The sequence below is a fragment of the Senimuribacter intestinalis genome, from assembly GCF_943192965.1.
In the GTDB taxonomy this organism is placed as follows: Bacteria; Bacillota; Clostridia; order Peptostreptococcales; family Anaerovoracaceae; genus Senimuribacter; species Senimuribacter intestinalis.
Window position 1 is genome coordinate 34623 of sequence record NZ_CALPCF010000005.1, and the last position, 15547, is coordinate 50169.

The following is a 15547-nucleotide window of genomic DNA, read 5'->3' on the forward strand; positions in this document are numbered from 1 at the left end:
GGAAAAAATATGTGATAAAATATTAGAGCGTTTCGAATGAAATTGACCCTAGAAGTGATTTAGGGTCAGTTTGATTGTGAAAATAAAGTTTAAAAAGAAAGGAGAAACGAATGCCTACTATTAACCAATTAGTACGTCAGGGCAGAACCAGTTCTGTTAAGAAGTCAACCGCTCCTGCTCTCGGTAAGGGTATGAACTCTTTAAGAAGAGTAGCAACTAACACCAACTCACCACAGAAGAGAGGCGTGTGCACTTCAGTTAAGACTGTAACCCCTAAGAAGCCGAATTCCGCTCTTAGAAAGGTTGCCAGAGTACGTCTGTCCAACGGTATCGAAGTAACCGCTTATATTCCTGGTATCGGTCACAACCTGCAGGAACACAGCGTAGTGCTGATTAGAGGCGGAAGAGTTAAGGACCTCCCAGGTGTGCGTTATCACATCATCAGAGGTACACTGGACACTGCCGGCGTAAACAACAGAAATCAGGCTCGTTCCAAGTACGGTGCTAAGAGACCTAAGAAGAAATAAGAATATTTCTTACAAGTAAAGAATGAATCGGGAATAGAAAGAGCCCTTAATATATATAATATTGATGCTGGCAGGATGTACAGCCTCTGGCATGGTACGACAGGATATTAAGTGCGCTCGCGGCTCCTTGGAAGGAAGTCGAGTACCCCCGTAAGACTGGGCGCCTATTTAATTGCAGGGCGATTCCAGAGTAATCCTGCGCTTTTGCGTATGGGTGAAGAGAATGTGCAATTAGAAAATCAGTTAGAACAATTGTGCAGGTAATTTTGCCTGAGCGTTGCTGGCTTTTGTTGAAAGGTGAAGCATGAGAAATGTTAAGAACGTTCTCGCGCAGATAATTTCGCCTAGGACAAGGCGCGCAAAGGAGTACGAGCGCAGCGTACTTGAGTACGTGAGCGAGTACGACGCATGCAGCAACACAGTCATAGGCGAAATTATCAAGCGAGGAGGGAAGAGAAGTGCCAAGAAAAGGTAACACACCAAAACGTGAAGTACTTCCAGATCCAGTATACGGCAGTGTTGTTGTAGCAAAACTGATCAACAGCATCATGCTTGACGGAAAGAAAGGTACAGCACAGTCGATTGTATATTCCGCCTTCGATAGAATCAAGGAAGCAACCGGCGAAGAACCTTTGGAAGTATTCGAAAAGGCAATGAACAATATCATGCCTGTTTTAGAAGTAAAAGCAAGAAGAATCGGTGGTGCAAACTATCAGGTTCCTATTGAAGTAAGACCGGAAAGAAGACAGACTTTAGGTTTGAGATGGCTGACGAAGTACACCAGACTTAGAGGCGAAAAGACTATGTCTGAAAGACTGGCAAAAGAATTAATGGATGCAGCAAATAACACTGGCGCATCTGTAAAGAAGAAAGAAGATACACATAAGATGGCAGAAGCTAACAAGGCATTTGCACACTTCAGATGGTAATTTCACTTTCTTCAATTTCATAAAAAAATGGAGGAAATGTAATGGCTGGTAGACAGTTTTCACTTGAGAAAACAAGAAACATTGGTATCATGGCGCACATCGACGCCGGAAAGACCACTACCACGGAGCGTATCCTTTTCTATACAGGAAGAACCCATAAGATTGGCGAAACCCACGATGGTGCAGCTACAATGGACTGGATGGAACAGGAACAGGAACGTGGTATTACAATTACCTCTGCAGCAACTACAGCACAGTGGAAGAACCATAGAATCAACATCATCGATACCCCGGGTCACGTTGACTTTACAGTAGAAGTAGAACGTTCCCTGAGAGTACTGGATGGAGCAGTAACTGTACTTTGTGCAAAGGGCGGTGTTGAACCGCAGTCCGAAACAGTTTGGAGACAGGCTGAAAAGTACGGTGTTCCTAGAATGATCTTTGTAAACAAAATGGACATTTTAGGAGCAAACTACTTCAGAGTAGTTGACATGGTTAAGGACAGACTGAAAGCAAATGCAGTGCCTGTTCAGCTTCCTATCGGTGCGGAAGATAGTTTCGTTGGAATTATCGACCTGGTAGAAATGAAAGCAGAGATTTACAAAGATGAACTAGGACAGGAATTTGAAATCACTGAGATTCCTGACGATATGAAGGAACTTGCCGCAGAATGGAGAGAAAAATTAGTAGAATCCGTTGCTGAATGTGACGAAGAACTGATGATGAAATTCCTGGAAGGCGAGGAACTGACCGTAAAAGAAATGAAAGATACCATTAGAAAGCAGACGATTGCCTGCGAAATGGTTCCGATGCTTTGCGGCAGTGCATATAGAAACAAGGGCGTACAGATGATGCTGGACGCAGTCATCGACTATATGCCGTCCCCAGTTGATATTCCGCCTATTAAGGGTGTTAACCCAGATACTGGAGAAGAAGACGTAAGACACGCTGATGATAACGAACCATTCTCAGCACTTGCATTTAAGATTATGGCTGACCCGTTTGTTGGTAAGCTGGCATTCTTCCGTGTTTACTCCGGTACACTGGATTCCGGTTCCTATATCTACAACTCTACAAAGGGTAAGAAGGGTAGAATCGGAAGAATCCTGCAGATGCATGCAAACAAGAGAGAGGAAATCGACAAGGTTTACTCCGGAGATATTGCTGCTGCAGTAGGTTTGAAAGATACTACAACTGGTGATACACTTTGCGATGAAAAACATGAGATCATTCTGGAATCCATGGAATTCCCAGATCCAGTAATCGAAATCGCAATCGAGCCTAAGACCAAGGCAGGTCAGGAAAAGATGGGCATTGCGCTGGCTAAGCTGGCAGAAGAAGACCCAACTTTCAAGACCTATACAAACGAAGATACCGGACAGACAATCATTGCCGGCATGGGAGAACTTCACTTGGAAATCATCGTAGACAGACTGTTGCGTGAATTTAAGGTAGAAGCAAACGTAGGTAAACCTCAGGTATCCTACAAAGAAACTATTTCTTCCAACGCTGATGTTGACCACAAGTATGCTAAACAGTCCGGTGGTCACGGTCAGTACGGTCATGTTAAGATCAAAGTTTATCCGAGAGAACCGGGTGCAGGCTTTGAATTTGTCAACAATATCGTCGGTGGTGCAATTCCTAAGGAATACATCCCTAAGATTGAAGACGGTATCAAAGAAGCAATGGAAAACGGTCCTATTGCAGGATATCAGGTAGTAGACGTTGGTGTAGAACTGTACGATGGTTCCTATCATGAAGTCGACTCCTCTGAAATGGCATTTAAGGTTGCCGCTTCCATGGCATTTAGAGAAGCAGCTAAGAAGGCAAAACCAGTTCTTCTGGAGCCAATCTTCAAAGTTGAAGTTACAGTTCCTGAAGAATATATGGGTGATGTAATCGGCGATATCTCCTCCAGAAGAGGAAGAATCGAAGGTTCTGACATGAACAACGGCGTTGTTGCAGTAAGAGGTATGGTACCTCTGTCCGAAATGTTCGGCTATGCAACCGACCTGCGTTCCAAGACTCAGGGTCGTGGTGTATATGTAATGCAGATGGACCACTTCGAAAAATTGCCTGACAGCTTAGTTGAAAAAATTGGAAATAAATAAAATTATAAATTAACCTTTAGCGGTCTGTCCTTTCGGACTAGCGACTGGGGCAGACCTATCATTAGGAGGAAAACAAAAATGGCAAAAGCAAAATTTGAGAGAACCAAACCGCATATCAATATCGGAACCATTGGCCACGTAGACCATGGTAAGACAACGCTGACAGCAGCAATCACAACCACCCTGTATCAGAGATATCAGCTGGGTGAAAAGGTAGCATTCGACCAGATCGATAAGGCACCAGAAGAAAAAGAAAGAGGAATCACCATTTCTACAGCACACGTAGAATACGAAACACCGAACAGACACTACGCACACGTAGACTGCCCGGGCCACGCTGACTATGTAAAGAACATGATTACAGGAGCAGCACAGATGGACGGCGCAATCCTGGTATGCGCAGCAACAGACGGACCGATGCCTCAGACAAGAGAGCACATTCTGCTGTCCAGACAGGTAGGCGTACCATACATCGTAGTATTCTTAAACAAATGCGATATGGTAGATGATGAAGAACTGCTGGATCTGGTAGAAATGGAAATCAGAGAACTGCTTGATGAATATGAATTCCCAGGAGATGATACACCGATCATCAGAGGATCTGCGCTGGGCGCATTAGAGAACCCAGAAGGACCATGGGGAGATAAGATTGTAGAGCTGTTCGAAGCAGTAGACAGCTACATTCCAGAACCAGAAAGAGCAAACGATAAGCCATTCCTGATGCCAGTAGAAGACGTATTCTCCATCACAGGAAGAGGAACTGTAGCAACAGGAAGAGTAGAAAGAGGCGTACTGAAGGTTGGTGAAGAAGTAGAAATCATCGGCTTAACAGAAGAAAAGAGAAGCGTAGTTGTAACAGGACTGGAAATGTTCAGAAAGCTGTTAGACCAGGCAGAAACAGGAGATAACGTAGGTGCGCTGTTAAGAGGTGTGCAGAGAACAGAAATCGAAAGAGGACAGGTACTGGCAAAACCAGGAACCATTCATCCGCACACAAAGTTCAAGGGCGAAGTATACGTACTGAAGAAAGAAGAAGGCGGAAGACACACTCCGTTCTTTAACGGATACAGACCACAGTTCTATTTCAGAACAACAGACGTAACAGGAGACCTGCAGTTACCAGAAGGAACAGAAATGTGTATGCCAGGAGATAACGTAACCATGACAATTGCGTTGATCACCCCGATTGCAATCGAAGAAGGACTGAGATTTGCGATCAGAGAAGGCGGCAGAACAGTAGGTTCCGGCGTTGTTACTGAGATCATCGAATAATTGCAAGTTCGCATTATGAAAGAGACAGAGTTAAATCTGTCTCTTTTTTCTATTTTTAATGGTTGTATAAATAGAGCATTAAGCGAGTGGAGACTGCTTTTAACCTAAAACGGATATTCGCGAAAAAAGTGTATAAGTGAATCATTAAATCTTAACCGAAAATCAAAAAATCTTGGATAAATGTATAAATTGCATTCAGCAATAGAGCACTTCTGCATAAAGTTTTTAGAAATATTGGAAGATACATACATAAATACTGCATTTTATGAGGCAATACCGAGGGTTTATCAAAGATTTTTGGAGACACAGCAGTATGAAAGAGCTGAAAGAAGCAAAATCTTATACACTTTTATAAAAAAATCACAATTTAGGTTAAAAAGAGTAAAAAATAAGTCAAGTTCAAAATGTGGTGTAAATTCCATTCGGTCATAATTCATCAAGCAGCGCTTAGCACTGGGCGCAGCCTGTTTCTTTCTTCGTAGCATTCACTCATACTGAATACCCTGGATAAAGAAGAGATCAAGGTACGTAAATAGGAGAAACTGACTAGGGAAAAGAAATATGAAAAGTGGCAGTTTTCGCATACAATTATGGGATTAATTACCAAATAATGACCAGTTATCCGAAAAAACGACCAGTTATCCGAAATTCCTTGATTTTTGTTGACGATATATTATACTGAAATAAAAGGGAAGAGGGATTAGACTCTTAATCATATTGTACTTAGAGATATTGGATATAGACATTAGCCTGTATCCAATATTTCTTTTTAATAAAAGAAAATATTGGAATTTTCATCTCAATTTCATTTTCAAGGAGTAATCTTCTTTAAAGATGTGTAAACTAACAGAGTGTTAGAAAAATTATATGGGGATGAACTGAAAGATGAATGAAACTGGAAAGAAATTAATATTGCGCATTTTGAGGAAAGAAAAGCGAAATCCATATATTGAATACGTTTGCAAAGAAACTGGTTGGACCTATAAACAAGCAAAAGAGCAGATGGAAGTTGCCAGGGAATGGGATATTTCCTATAGATATTATGCAAAACGTAAACTTTGGGACAGAACTGAGAAAGAGCTGGAAAAAGTAAAACGGGATATGCAGATTGTAAATGCACGAAATCGTGAAGAAAAGGCACATGCTCTTGAAATGGTCTGCAAGGAGACCGGATGGGACGAGGAGACGGCACTTGAACGAATTAGGCAGGCGAGAAAGGTGTGCGGATGCACTTACAAGGATTATTATAAATTTAAATTGTATAGGTATGATGCAGATAAACAGAGCACTTTTTTGACCTCGAAGGTGATGGATGAAATCTCTTTTAAGTACAACCACGATCCTAAAGTGCTGAAACTCCTGCTGCATAAGGAGCGTTTTGCGAAGAAATACGACGATTTGCTGAACCGAAAGTGGTTTGTAAATCGGAAGCTCACCTTTGAAGAGTTTTTAGAAAGGATGGAAGGCGTGGAGGACTTAGTCTGCAAGCCTACGTCTGCTACACAAGGTAAGGGTATCGAAAAGATACACTGCGGCGCGGACTTGTCTGAAACCGAGAAACGCTCGTTGTATGAGAAACTGTTTTCGGCGAAGAAAACAATGATTTGCGAGGAATGCATCGTGCAGCATCCGGAGATGGCGGCGTTCAATACGTCTTCGGTGAATTCTGTGCGGGTACTGACGATTACGCAGGAAGGAAAATGTTATCATATTTATGCGGGCTTTCGCATGGGTCGCGGTAAGATTGTGGACAATTTTCATGCAGGCGGAATTATCGCTACGGTGGATGTAAAAAGTGGCGTAACCTGTATGGATGCAATTGATTTGGAGGGGAAACATTATCCTCAGCATCCTATTTCAAAGCTTGCAACGAAAGGCTTTCAGATACCTCACTGGGATAAAGTTCTTACAGTAACGGAGGAGGCTGCACTACGGCTTGAAGGAGTGGGCCTTGTAGGCTGGGACGTTGCCATTACAGAAAAAGGCGTTTGCCTGATAGAAGGAAATTCCGAGGCTAGCTACCATATCATTCAGCTGCCTTACGTAGAAGAGGGTATTGGTATGAAACACATCTTTGCACCATTTCTGGATTAAAAATATAAAAGCCCTTTGTCGATTGGCGCATCGGCAAGGGCTTTGTTTTTGCTTTTCATTGTTTTTCATCATTTGCGGTCAAGCGCTTATTACTTGATATGAATTTCACCTTCCGCTAAAATGACAGCACTGCCGCCGACCTTAATTCGGCAACTTTCTGCAGAAGCGTCGATTTCGGTAAGAATCACCGACGGACGCTGCATTTTTTCTCCCTGAACGAACTTACAACTGCTCTTTTCGCCAATGAGTTTGTTCAGATAGAAGTAATAGGTCATAGCGCCACTGGAAGTGCCAGTGGCGGCCTCTTCGTCAATTTCGTAAAGAGGTGCGAAGTTTCTGGCGTGGGCGGTAACGCCTTTTTCACAGTGCAGCGTAAAGGCATGGACGCCGACGACGCCATAGCGTTCTGACAGTGCGGAAAGAGCTTTCATGTCAGGCTCGATGACGTTAAGGGCGGCAAGGTCAGAAACGGGCATCATGATGTCTGGAAGACCTGTGGAAATCAGTCTTGGCACAGGTAGGTCCATGGAGGAGTCATAATCTGCTCCCATGATATCGTAAAGCTCTTTGATTTTCTCAGGGTCGTTCATAATGGAAATTTCCTCTGGGGAAGCCATGTCCATCATGATAAAGCCGTCTTTGATTTCGATATTCAAATCTCCTGCAAGGGTGTGATTGATGCAGGAACAGTTATTTTCGATAATGCCGAGGTACATCAGTGCATAAAATGATGCGATGGTAGCGTGACCGCAAAGGTCAACTTCCGCAGCTGGGGTAAAATAGCGAATCTGAAATTCATGGGCATCTAAAACTTTAATGAAAGCTGTTTCAGAGTAGCGAAGTTCTGCAGCGGTTTTGATGCAGAGTTCGTCAGACGGAAAGTCAGCGCCTTCGGAAAGCAGAACGATGCCGGCTGGATTTCCGCCGAAAGTGGTATCGGTAAAAGCATCAGCAATTAAAAATTTCATAATAAGACCTCCTCACTAAATCTACCTATAGTATAGTGTAAAGTAGGAATAATTGCAAGAAGGAAGAAATCAGAGGGGAAATTGCATACAATTATACAAAAACACCAAAGGCGAACCTTTAAATTAGTTTTAAAACATTAAAAAACTGAACCGAACTGTGAAGACGATGTGAAAAGTCGTGATTTACAGTTTATTCATTTTTTTGCCTGCCTATACTAATATAGCCTGAGAAATTGTGGCAGGCACGTTTAAGTGTAAGACACAAAAGGAAAAAAAGGGAGATTTGATATGAAAAAGAAGCTATTTATTACAGGGGCATTGATTTCTATGACTGTTTTTTCAGCAGCTGTGATTTATGCCGATACAGATGTAAGGGAGCCGGAACTCACGTCATTTACGCCAAAAGAATTTACAAAAATTGAAACTGCTATGGCATCTTGTGCGACTGCGGTCAGAAAGGAAGATCAGAATTATCGAAAAGGTCTTTCTGCGTATATTCGCCATGTCAACAGAAATGTAAGCAAGCAGGAGGCAGATGCTATGGTTGACAGTTTCGTGAAGTATGCGGATGAATATAATGTAGATGAAAAAATCGTCATGGCGGTAGCCCAGACAGAGAGTTGTTATTACGCGGATGTAGTTAGCTGTGCTAATTATAAAGGACTCATGCAGACGGGAGATATCTTAGCGGAAAGTGCGGGTTATACCCCTGAAAGTCTGTTTAATCCGGATATCAGTATCAAAGTTGGCGCCAGCTATATCAAAGATAAATTGGAAGAATTCGGAGACACCAGATTGGCGCTGACAGCCTACAACCAAGGTTCGGGTTCGGTGCATTCAGGAAACTATTCCACAGACTATGCAGATCTGACTTTAAGAAGAGCAGAGGACATGGAGAACTTTCTGAAGGAGCATGGATATTTGAAAAAATAGTTTCTTAAGATTCCTTAAGAAACTGCAATAATTCTTAAGAAATCTTAAGGAGATTGGATACAATTTAGAATTAAAAACAAATAATTAAAATATAAATTGGACAATAAAAACAAAAAATGGTAAAGCTTCGTGAAAAGTGTGTGAAAAATTAAGATTTCTTAAGAATTCGCCTTGACCTTTGTTTATAATATAGGAGTCGCAGGAAACATCTGGTGAATGACTTCCTGCACGAGTAAACTAATAGACAGAGGAGAAGAAAGAAATGGCGAAGAAGCTAATCACAGTTTTACTGGTATTAACCATCGTCGCTTGCTCATCAGTTTCCATTTACGCAGCAGAAAGCAGAGAAGTAGAATCTAGTAACGATACAGAAAAAGGCGGACAGAGAGTAGAGCAGATGGTCGACGAATACGACGAAGCAGAAGCTCAGAAGGAAGCAGAGAAAAAGAAGAAAGCTGAGGAAAAGAAAAAGAAGGAAGAAAAGTACCGTAACGGTCTTGCCGCTTACATCAGAAAAATTAATCCAAATGTAGGAACAAGAAAATCCAAGACTTTGGCAAAACTGTTCATTGAAAAAGGCGAGAAGTACGATTTGGATCCTAAAGTACTGATGGCAGTTGCTCAAGGCGAAAGCACTTTTTATACCAATGCAACTAACCCTTATGGCTATAAGGGGCTTATGCAGACCAGCGATTCTTTAGCAAGAAGTTACGGATATAGCCCGTCAAGCCTTTACAAGCCGGAAGTCAGTATTGAAGTCGGCGCAAGGTATTTAAAAAGTATGAAAAAAACATACAAGACCTATAAAAAGGCGCTTTCCGCCTATGCGTATGGACCGGGCTCAGTGAATGCAGGAAAATTTTCCTACAGTTATGCAAACCGAGTACTGAATCGCAGGGATAACATTACAAAATATTTGGAACGCAATAAGTATATCTAAGCTTTTAAATACCATGCTGGCGCATAGTGTTTAAAGATAAAAAAGACGCAGCTGCGAGGGCTGCGTCTTTTCCTTTTGAAATTGTGGGCGTTTATGCAACGAAAACATTAACTGCGCGAAGCTTTGCGGAATCCCTTGGATCCTGCTCTACATCGTAGGTTACATGCTGTCCTTCTTCCAGGGATTTGTAGCCTGCACTTTGAATGACAGAAAAATGTACAAAGACATCTCCGCTACCATTATCTCCTGAGATAAAACCAAAACCTTTTTCGTTGTTAAACCATTTTACAGTACCAGTATTCATAAGTGGTACCTCCTTTATATTATATTAGCCCAAATGATACAAATAAAAAACACCACGGGCAGGTCAAAATGGAAAATCGACCTTGCATTGTGGTGACAATCAATCATACATCTTAGAACTAATATTAGTATAACAGATATTTTAGAATTTACAAGAGTTTTTTGCTAAAAAATTTAGAAAAATAAAATTCTGGTTAATTTATAACTAGCAGAGGTGGAAGGAGACGATGCTGCCAGTATCGCAAAACATGCAAGGGAATTCTTGTCAATACCGCACTCAATGTGGTATACTATAAGCTTAGAGGAGTGTAAAAATGAAAGTTTTCGATATTGCACCGGTTAAATATCTGGACGGAAAAATGCTTGTTTTGGACCAGACCCGTTTGCCCGGTGAAGAAGTTTACATAGAAATGCAGAGCAAAGAAGACGTCTTTGAAGCAATTTACAAATTGCGTGTTCGAGGTGCGCCGGCAATTGGTGTGGCAGCGGCATATGGTCTTTATGTGGAAATGCGGGATTTTCCGGAAGAAAAGGGGCTTGCGGCGTTTATGCAGGCGCTAAAAAAAGCAAAGGATTATCTGATTTCGGCAAGACCGACGGCGGTCAATCTGGCATGGGCGCTGAATAGAATGTGCGGCGTGCTTGGGGCGGAGAAACCGCAAAGTGTTGAAGCCGCAAAGCAGAGGCTCTTTATCGAGGCGGAATCCATTCGCAGTGAGGATGAGGCTGCCTGCTATGCTATGGGAGAATATGGTTTGTCGCTGCTGCGTCCAGGTATGGGAATTCTGACCCATTGTAATGCTGGAACCATAGCGACTGCCAAGTACGGAACTTGTCTGGCACCAATTTATCTCGGTGCAGAGCGAGGGTTTGATTTTCATGTCTTTGCTGATGAAACCAGGCCGCTTTTGCAGGGGGCAAGACTGACTAGCTGGGAGCTTTCCAAGGCGGGTATTGATGTTACTCTGATTTGTGACAACATGGCGGCGACTGTGATGAAGAAGGGCTGGGTTGACGCTGTTGTGACCGGCTGCGACAGAATGGCGGCAAATGGTGATGGCGCCAACAAAATAGGTACCAGCGGCGTAGCAATTTTGGCAAAGGAATATGGGATCCCTTTCTATATGTATGTGCCGACTTCGACCATCGATTTGAATACGGCAAGCGGCGAAGCAATAGAGATTGAGGAAAGAGACGGAGAAGAGATTTATAAGATGTGGTATGAGAAGCCTATGGCGCCTGCAGGGATTAAGACTTACAATCCGGCTTTTGATGTGACTGAGGCGAAATATATCACAGCAGTAATTACGGAGAAAGGAATTGTCAGACCTCCCTACAGGGAAAATCTGGAAAAGTTATTGAAATAAATGAAGAAGAATACGACGATTTACGCACTTATGGTACTGGCTGCTTTTTTGTGGTCGGGGGCTTTTATTGCTGGGAAATATACGGGTCCATACATTCCGTCCGGCTCGGTGACATTCCTGCGATTTGCAATTGCTTCGGTTTTAATGTATTTTATCATGAAGGCGACCCAGGCGAAGGAGCCACAGGCGGCATATAAATTTACAAAGAAGGACATTCCGCATTTTCTTTTTACAGGGGTTGTGGGTATGGTAGGCTATCATTTGTTTTTCTTTGAATCCCTCAACTATACGACGGCAATCAATTCTTCGATTATCAGAGCTATTGACCCTGTGATTACGGTGCTCATCGCTTTTGTGTTTTTACATCAGAGGGTGCCGCTCAAACAGCTTCTCGGCATTTTACTGTCTCTATTTGGGGTGGTGCTTACGATTACAGCCGGTGACTTTGCACATTTTGCAGAGATGGAACTGAATCGAGGCGACCTATATATGATCGGTGCTGTGGTATGCTGGTCGGCATATGGGGTTTACAGCAAGAGCAGATGCAGTCACATTCCACCGGTGGTATTGACTTATTACAGTTTTTTGGTATGTTCCATCGTGCTGATTCCTGTTTCGCTCATGGAAAAGCCGTGGGAATTTCTGCCAAGCGTTCCGGCGTCTGCTTGGATTGCACTATTATTCATGGCTGTGTTTTGCTCAGGCATCGCTTATTATATACAGCAGATTGCGCTTAGAATCATCGGACCGACCAGATGCTCAATTTTCGTCAATTTAGTGCCGGTATTTTCTTTCATCTTGGCAACGTTGATGCTGGGAGAGGAACTGCAGCCGGTTAAGATATTAACAACGGTTATCATCATTGCTGGCGTTTGCATATGTCAGGCGGCAGGAAACAGGAGTGAAGCGAAATAATGGAAAAAGAAAAGAAGGGCGTTCTTGCCCGCTATGTTAAAATTATTGTAGTACTGGCTGTAATGGCAGGGTCCTCCTCAGGCATTTTTGGCAGTGTGATTGAGGCGCCTTCTCTTGCTATTGGATTTTGGAGACTGACTATCGGTGTGCCGTTCTTTGCGGTTCCGGTGCTTCTAAAGCAGCGGGATGTGCTGAAACAGATTTCTGTGAAAGACTACATATGGACCTTTGTTGCAGGGGCATTTTTGTTTGGACATTTCTTTTCCTGGTTTAATGCGGTGAAAATGACGAATGTGGCTAGTGCAGTTGTGCTGGCAGCACTGCATCCGCTGGTCGTTCTGGCAATCACGATTTTTATTTTCAAACGGAAGGTTGGACGCAGACCGATTATGGGCATTGTTCTAGCCCTTCTCGGCGGTGTCATGATTGCTGGACTCGATTATCAGCAGCTTACGGCAGGTAACTTTAAAGGCGATGTGCTGGCGTTCCTTGCCGGCGCATTTATGGGCATTTACTTTGCAATCGGCAATGAAGTGCGAAAAAGCGTGCCAGGCGCGGTTTATGTATTTTTAGTATTTTTCTCCTGCTGGATTTGCTTTTCTGCAGGTGTTATTGCAACGGGAACGCCGGTTTTGGGCTACAGCAGCATGGACTATATCTATATTATCGCAATGACGCTGGTTTGCCAAATCGGCGCCCATGCAGTGCTTAACCTGTGCTTTGGCTATGTGGATTCTCTGTACGTTTCTGCATGGGAGTCGGGAGAATCCGTGTTTGCTATCATCATGGGCGTTATCTTTCTGGGACAGATTCCGACTTCCTACGAGCTGATTGGCTGCGTGATAGTGATTATCGGACTTTTGTACTATAATTATTATACGGGCATCGCTGAAAAGGAGAGATTATGAGTTACAAAGTAAAGCTGCCTATTTTTGAGGGACCTTTTGACCTTCTCGTATATCTCATTGAGAATGCCCAGATGAGTATCTATGATATAAAGGTTTCGGAAATTACCGGACAGTACTTAGAATATATCAAAGCGATGCGGGAGATGGACTTTAACATCGGCACAGAGTTTATGGTGCTGGCGGCGACTTTAATTGATATTAAGTCGAAGATGATTTTGCCGAGGACAACCATCGACGGCACGACGGTGCTTGAAGACGATCCAAGAAGCGAACTGGTTGAACGTCTGCTGGAATACAAGCGATTTAAAAGAGGTGCGGAAATTCTGGCGGAACGAGAAGCGTATATGTCTTTTGTTTACGAGAAACCGCAGGAAGATATTTCTGCTTATCTGGAAGAACCGGATGAATATCTGGCGCTGGATATTAAGCAGTTTGCGACGGCTTTCGATCTGTTTCTGCGAAAGAAAAAGCGGGAGGAAGATGTCAGAGCCCACTATACCAGGGTGGAGAGAGAAAAAGCCACCATTGAAAGCAGAATGGTCTACATTAAAGACCGATTTAAATCAGCCTTATCAAGGGGAATTGGCAAGCTGAATCTGAAGGAACTGATTCCTGACAAGAAAGATCGATATGATGTGGTGGTTACTTTTACTTCTGTGCTGCAGATGATGCGCGACAAATATCTGGACGCAGAGCAGAAGCATATTTACGGAGATATTATGGTTTTGCCGGGAGAAAAAAACATGGAGGAGACAATCGAACATGAACAGTAAGAAGACAATCAAATCTGCGCTGGAATCCATGATGTTTATCTGGGGCGAGCCTCTGGAAGTGAAGACTTGTGCAGATCTCTTTAATATCAGTAAAGAGGATATGATGGAATATTTTCTGGAGCTGAAAGATGAGTATGAGCAGGAAGGCAGGGGAATTGTCGTCAGGCAGGTGGGAAAGTCTTTTCAGTTTGTAACAAGACCTGAGAATGCCGAGTTTATTGAGAGACTGTGCACGCCGGTCAAGGTGAAAAAGCTGTCTCAGTCAGCGCTGGAAGTACTGGCAATTATCGCTTACAAACAGCCGGTAACGAAGGGGGAAATCGATGCGATCAGAGGAATCAAATGTGACCGGGTGATCGATGGTCTTGCAAAGAAAGACTTGATCTGTGCAAAGGGGCGGTCTGAAGGGATTGGAAGACCCATTTTGTACGGTACAACAGATACGTTTTTAAAGAATTTTGGATTTACCAGTCTGAAGGAATTGCCGGAGATTGAGGATATTGAAGGCGTGATTAATGTGGAAGAGCCTAAGGACATGGAACAAATATCAATTGAAGAGGTGGATTATGGAGAGGGAGAAATTTAAATGCCCGGGCTGCGGGGAAGAGATTATGATGGATATCCATGAATTTGTAGATGTGTGTGTGGAGCCGTCGTATAAGGAGAAGGTCATGAATGGGTCCTTTTTCCTTGCAAAATGTCCAAAGTGCGGAGATGAAACGCTGGCGGAGTATCCGATGATGTATATGGATTCTGATCGGAAACTGACCATTTACATGGCGCCGGAACACGACAACTCTTTGCTTGCGCAGCTCAACAGTCTGGAACTGCCGGAGTCTTCGATAGACGCAGAGGCAGTTTTTCGAGTAGTCAAAGATGGCGGAGAGCTTTTAGAAAAAATTCTCATCTTTGATGGCGGCAGAGATGACCGGATTATCGAGCTTTACAAGGCGCTGGTTTATGAGAATATAAAGGGCGAATGGCCTAAGGTGCGCCGCGAGGATCTTTTGTATTATCTCGATGGTGAGGAGGATTACTTTATTATTTGGGATTATACGAACGCTATGGGCGAACAACTGACGGTTAATTTGGATGAGGAACTCTACGGGCAGCTGGAGCGGGATTATCTGAAGTCCCTTTCAGTGCCTGCCGGAAAGTATGCCGAGGTCAATGCCGCATGGCTTTCTGAACGGGTGGATGTGGAGTAAGTCTGTAATGGGGTTATTTATGAAATGAAAATCGCCGTTGCAGAAAAACGTTGAAATATAATTGAAAAAAGGAAAATTTGATTGATAGGGGCGTCCGGTGATGGGGATGCTCCTTCTTTTTGAGAAAAATATAGGTAGAAGGAGTGTTGTATCCGTCTTGCGACGTATTGTCTTTAGGAATTTTCCTTTTTTTGTGGCAACAAAGGGTAAAGTTCTGTAACTTCAAAATGCTTTTACATAAGCCTTACTGTCAACAAAAGGATGCAAGCTGTCTCTTGTAGTTTTTGTAAATATCTCGT

General features: G+C 43.1%; 15 protein-coding genes. 13 read left to right on the forward strand and 2 right to left on the reverse strand.

The genetic code is table 11. The annotated features are described in order from the left end of the window. Nucleotides 1–110: 110 nt before the first annotated feature. The 5 genes from rpsL to NFR88_RS06285 all read left to right on the forward strand — a co-directional run bounded on the left by rpsL (nt 111) and on the right by NFR88_RS06285 (nt 6933). Nucleotides 111–527, forward strand: coding sequence for a 30S ribosomal protein S12 (gene rpsL / locus NFR88_RS06265; protein ID WP_160202881.1), 417 nt, complete (start codon nt 111–113; stop codon nt 525–527). Between the two features lie 458 nt (nt 528–985). Then, nucleotides 986–1456 (forward strand): 30S ribosomal protein S7, encoded by a 471-nt coding sequence (gene rpsG, locus NFR88_RS06270; RefSeq protein WP_160202880.1) that lies wholly within the window; start codon nt 986–988, stop codon nt 1454–1456. A gap of 41 nt (nt 1457–1497) precedes the next feature. Beyond that, nucleotides 1498–3567 (forward strand): elongation factor G, encoded by a 2070-nt coding sequence (gene fusA, locus NFR88_RS06275; protein ID WP_160202879.1) that lies wholly within the window; start codon nt 1498–1500, stop codon nt 3565–3567. 78 nt (nt 3568–3645) lie between these two features. Next, nucleotides 3646–4839 (forward strand): elongation factor Tu, encoded by a 1194-nt coding sequence (gene tuf, locus NFR88_RS06280; RefSeq protein ID WP_160200804.1) that lies wholly within the window; start codon nt 3646–3648, stop codon nt 4837–4839. A gap of 921 nt (nt 4840–5760) precedes the next feature. After that, nucleotides 5761–6933 carry a sugar-transfer associated ATP-grasp domain-containing protein gene (locus NFR88_RS06285; RefSeq protein WP_251614290.1) on the forward strand — a complete coding sequence of 391 codons (1173 nt, stop codon included), beginning with the start codon at nt 5761–5763 and terminating at the stop codon, nt 6931–6933. Between the two features lie 89 nt (nt 6934–7022). Here NFR88_RS06285 and NFR88_RS06290 read toward each other — a convergent pair whose 3' ends face one another. After that, nucleotides 7023–7901, reverse strand: coding sequence for a PhzF family phenazine biosynthesis protein (locus NFR88_RS06290; protein WP_251614293.1), 879 nt, complete (start codon nt 7899–7901; stop codon nt 7023–7025). Between the two features lie 288 nt (nt 7902–8189). On the opposite strand from NFR88_RS06290, the gene NFR88_RS06295 reads away from it, so the two are divergent. Beyond that, nucleotides 8190–8834, forward strand: coding sequence for a transglycosylase SLT domain-containing protein (locus NFR88_RS06295; protein ID WP_161908913.1), 645 nt, complete (start codon nt 8190–8192; stop codon nt 8832–8834). 262 nt (nt 8835–9096) lie between these two features. After that, complete coding sequence (locus tag NFR88_RS06300) at nt 9097–9774, forward strand: transglycosylase SLT domain-containing protein (RefSeq protein WP_160200808.1); 678 nt, start codon at nt 9097–9099, stop codon at nt 9772–9774. A 91-nt stretch (nt 9775–9865) separates the two neighbouring features. Here the strand turns inward: NFR88_RS06300 and NFR88_RS06305 are convergent, their stop codons facing one another. Beyond that, nucleotides 9866–10078, reverse strand: a complete 213-nt coding sequence (locus tag NFR88_RS06305; protein ID WP_161908912.1) for a cold-shock protein — start codon at nt 10076–10078, stop codon at nt 9866–9868. 313 nt (nt 10079–10391) lie between these two features. On the opposite strand from NFR88_RS06305, the gene mtnA reads away from it, so the two are divergent. The 6 genes from mtnA to NFR88_RS06335 are packed head-to-tail and all read left to right on the forward strand — an operon-like array spanning nt 10392 to nt 15248. After that, entirely contained in the window at nt 10392–11444 is a 1053-nt protein-coding gene (mtnA, locus tag NFR88_RS06310) for an S-methyl-5-thioribose-1-phosphate isomerase (RefSeq protein ID WP_251614296.1), read from the forward strand. Then, nucleotides 11445–12359 (forward strand): DMT family transporter, encoded by a 915-nt coding sequence (locus NFR88_RS06315; RefSeq protein ID WP_251614299.1) that lies wholly within the window; start codon nt 11445–11447, stop codon nt 12357–12359. Then, complete coding sequence (locus NFR88_RS06320; protein ID WP_160200812.1) at nt 12359–13267, forward strand: DMT family transporter; 909 nt, start codon at nt 12359–12361, stop codon at nt 13265–13267. The genes NFR88_RS06315 and NFR88_RS06320 overlap by 1 nt, the downstream gene beginning before the upstream one ends. Continuing rightward, a complete protein-coding gene (locus tag NFR88_RS06325; RefSeq protein ID WP_160200813.1) occupies nt 13264–14040 on the forward strand; it encodes a segregation and condensation protein A in 777 nt (258 codons plus the stop codon). The genes NFR88_RS06320 and NFR88_RS06325 overlap by 4 nt, the downstream gene beginning before the upstream one ends. Next, nucleotides 14030–14626: an SMC-Scp complex subunit ScpB gene (gene scpB, locus NFR88_RS06330; RefSeq protein ID WP_161908908.1), complete on the forward strand. Its 597-nt coding sequence runs from the start codon at nt 14030–14032 to the stop codon at nt 14624–14626. The genes NFR88_RS06325 and scpB overlap by 11 nt, the downstream gene beginning before the upstream one ends. Then, on the forward strand, nt 14607–15248 hold the full coding sequence (locus NFR88_RS06335) for a CpXC domain-containing protein (RefSeq protein WP_251614302.1): 642 nt from the start codon (nt 14607–14609) through the stop codon (nt 15246–15248). Before scpB ends, NFR88_RS06335 begins: the two co-directional genes overlap by 20 nt. Nucleotides 15249–15547: the final 299 nt, after the last annotated feature.

Coding starts and splice junctions, on each gene's coding strand:
- rpsL (WP_160202881.1), top strand. CDS start 111: ATGCCTACTATTAACCAATTAGTACGTCAGGGCAGAACCAGTTCTGTT.
- fusA (WP_160202879.1), top strand. CDS start 1,498: ATGGCTGGTAGACAGTTTTCACTTGAGAAAACAAGAAACATTGGTATC.
- tuf (WP_160200804.1), top strand. CDS start 3,646: ATGGCAAAAGCAAAATTTGAGAGAACCAAACCGCATATCAATATCGGA.
- NFR88_RS06290 (WP_251614293.1), bottom strand. CDS start 7,901: ATGAAATTTTTAATTGCTGATGCTTTTACCGATACCACTTTCGGCGGA.
- NFR88_RS06295 (WP_161908913.1), top strand. CDS start 8,190: ATGAAAAAGAAGCTATTTATTACAGGGGCATTGATTTCTATGACTGTT.
- NFR88_RS06300 (WP_160200808.1), top strand. CDS start 9,097: ATGGCGAAGAAGCTAATCACAGTTTTACTGGTATTAACCATCGTCGCT.
- NFR88_RS06305 (WP_161908912.1), bottom strand. CDS start 10,078: ATGAATACTGGTACTGTAAAATGGTTTAACAACGAAAAAGGTTTTGGT.
- mtnA (WP_251614296.1), top strand. CDS start 10,392: ATGAAAGTTTTCGATATTGCACCGGTTAAATATCTGGACGGAAAAATG.
- NFR88_RS06315 (WP_251614299.1), top strand. CDS start 11,445: ATGAAGAAGAATACGACGATTTACGCACTTATGGTACTGGCTGCTTTT.
- NFR88_RS06320 (WP_160200812.1), top strand. CDS start 12,359: ATGGAAAAAGAAAAGAAGGGCGTTCTTGCCCGCTATGTTAAAATTATT.
- NFR88_RS06325 (WP_160200813.1), top strand. CDS start 13,264: ATGAGTTACAAAGTAAAGCTGCCTATTTTTGAGGGACCTTTTGACCTT.
- scpB (WP_161908908.1), top strand. CDS start 14,030: ATGAACAGTAAGAAGACAATCAAATCTGCGCTGGAATCCATGATGTTT.
- NFR88_RS06335 (WP_251614302.1), top strand. CDS start 14,607: ATGGAGAGGGAGAAATTTAAATGCCCGGGCTGCGGGGAAGAGATTATG.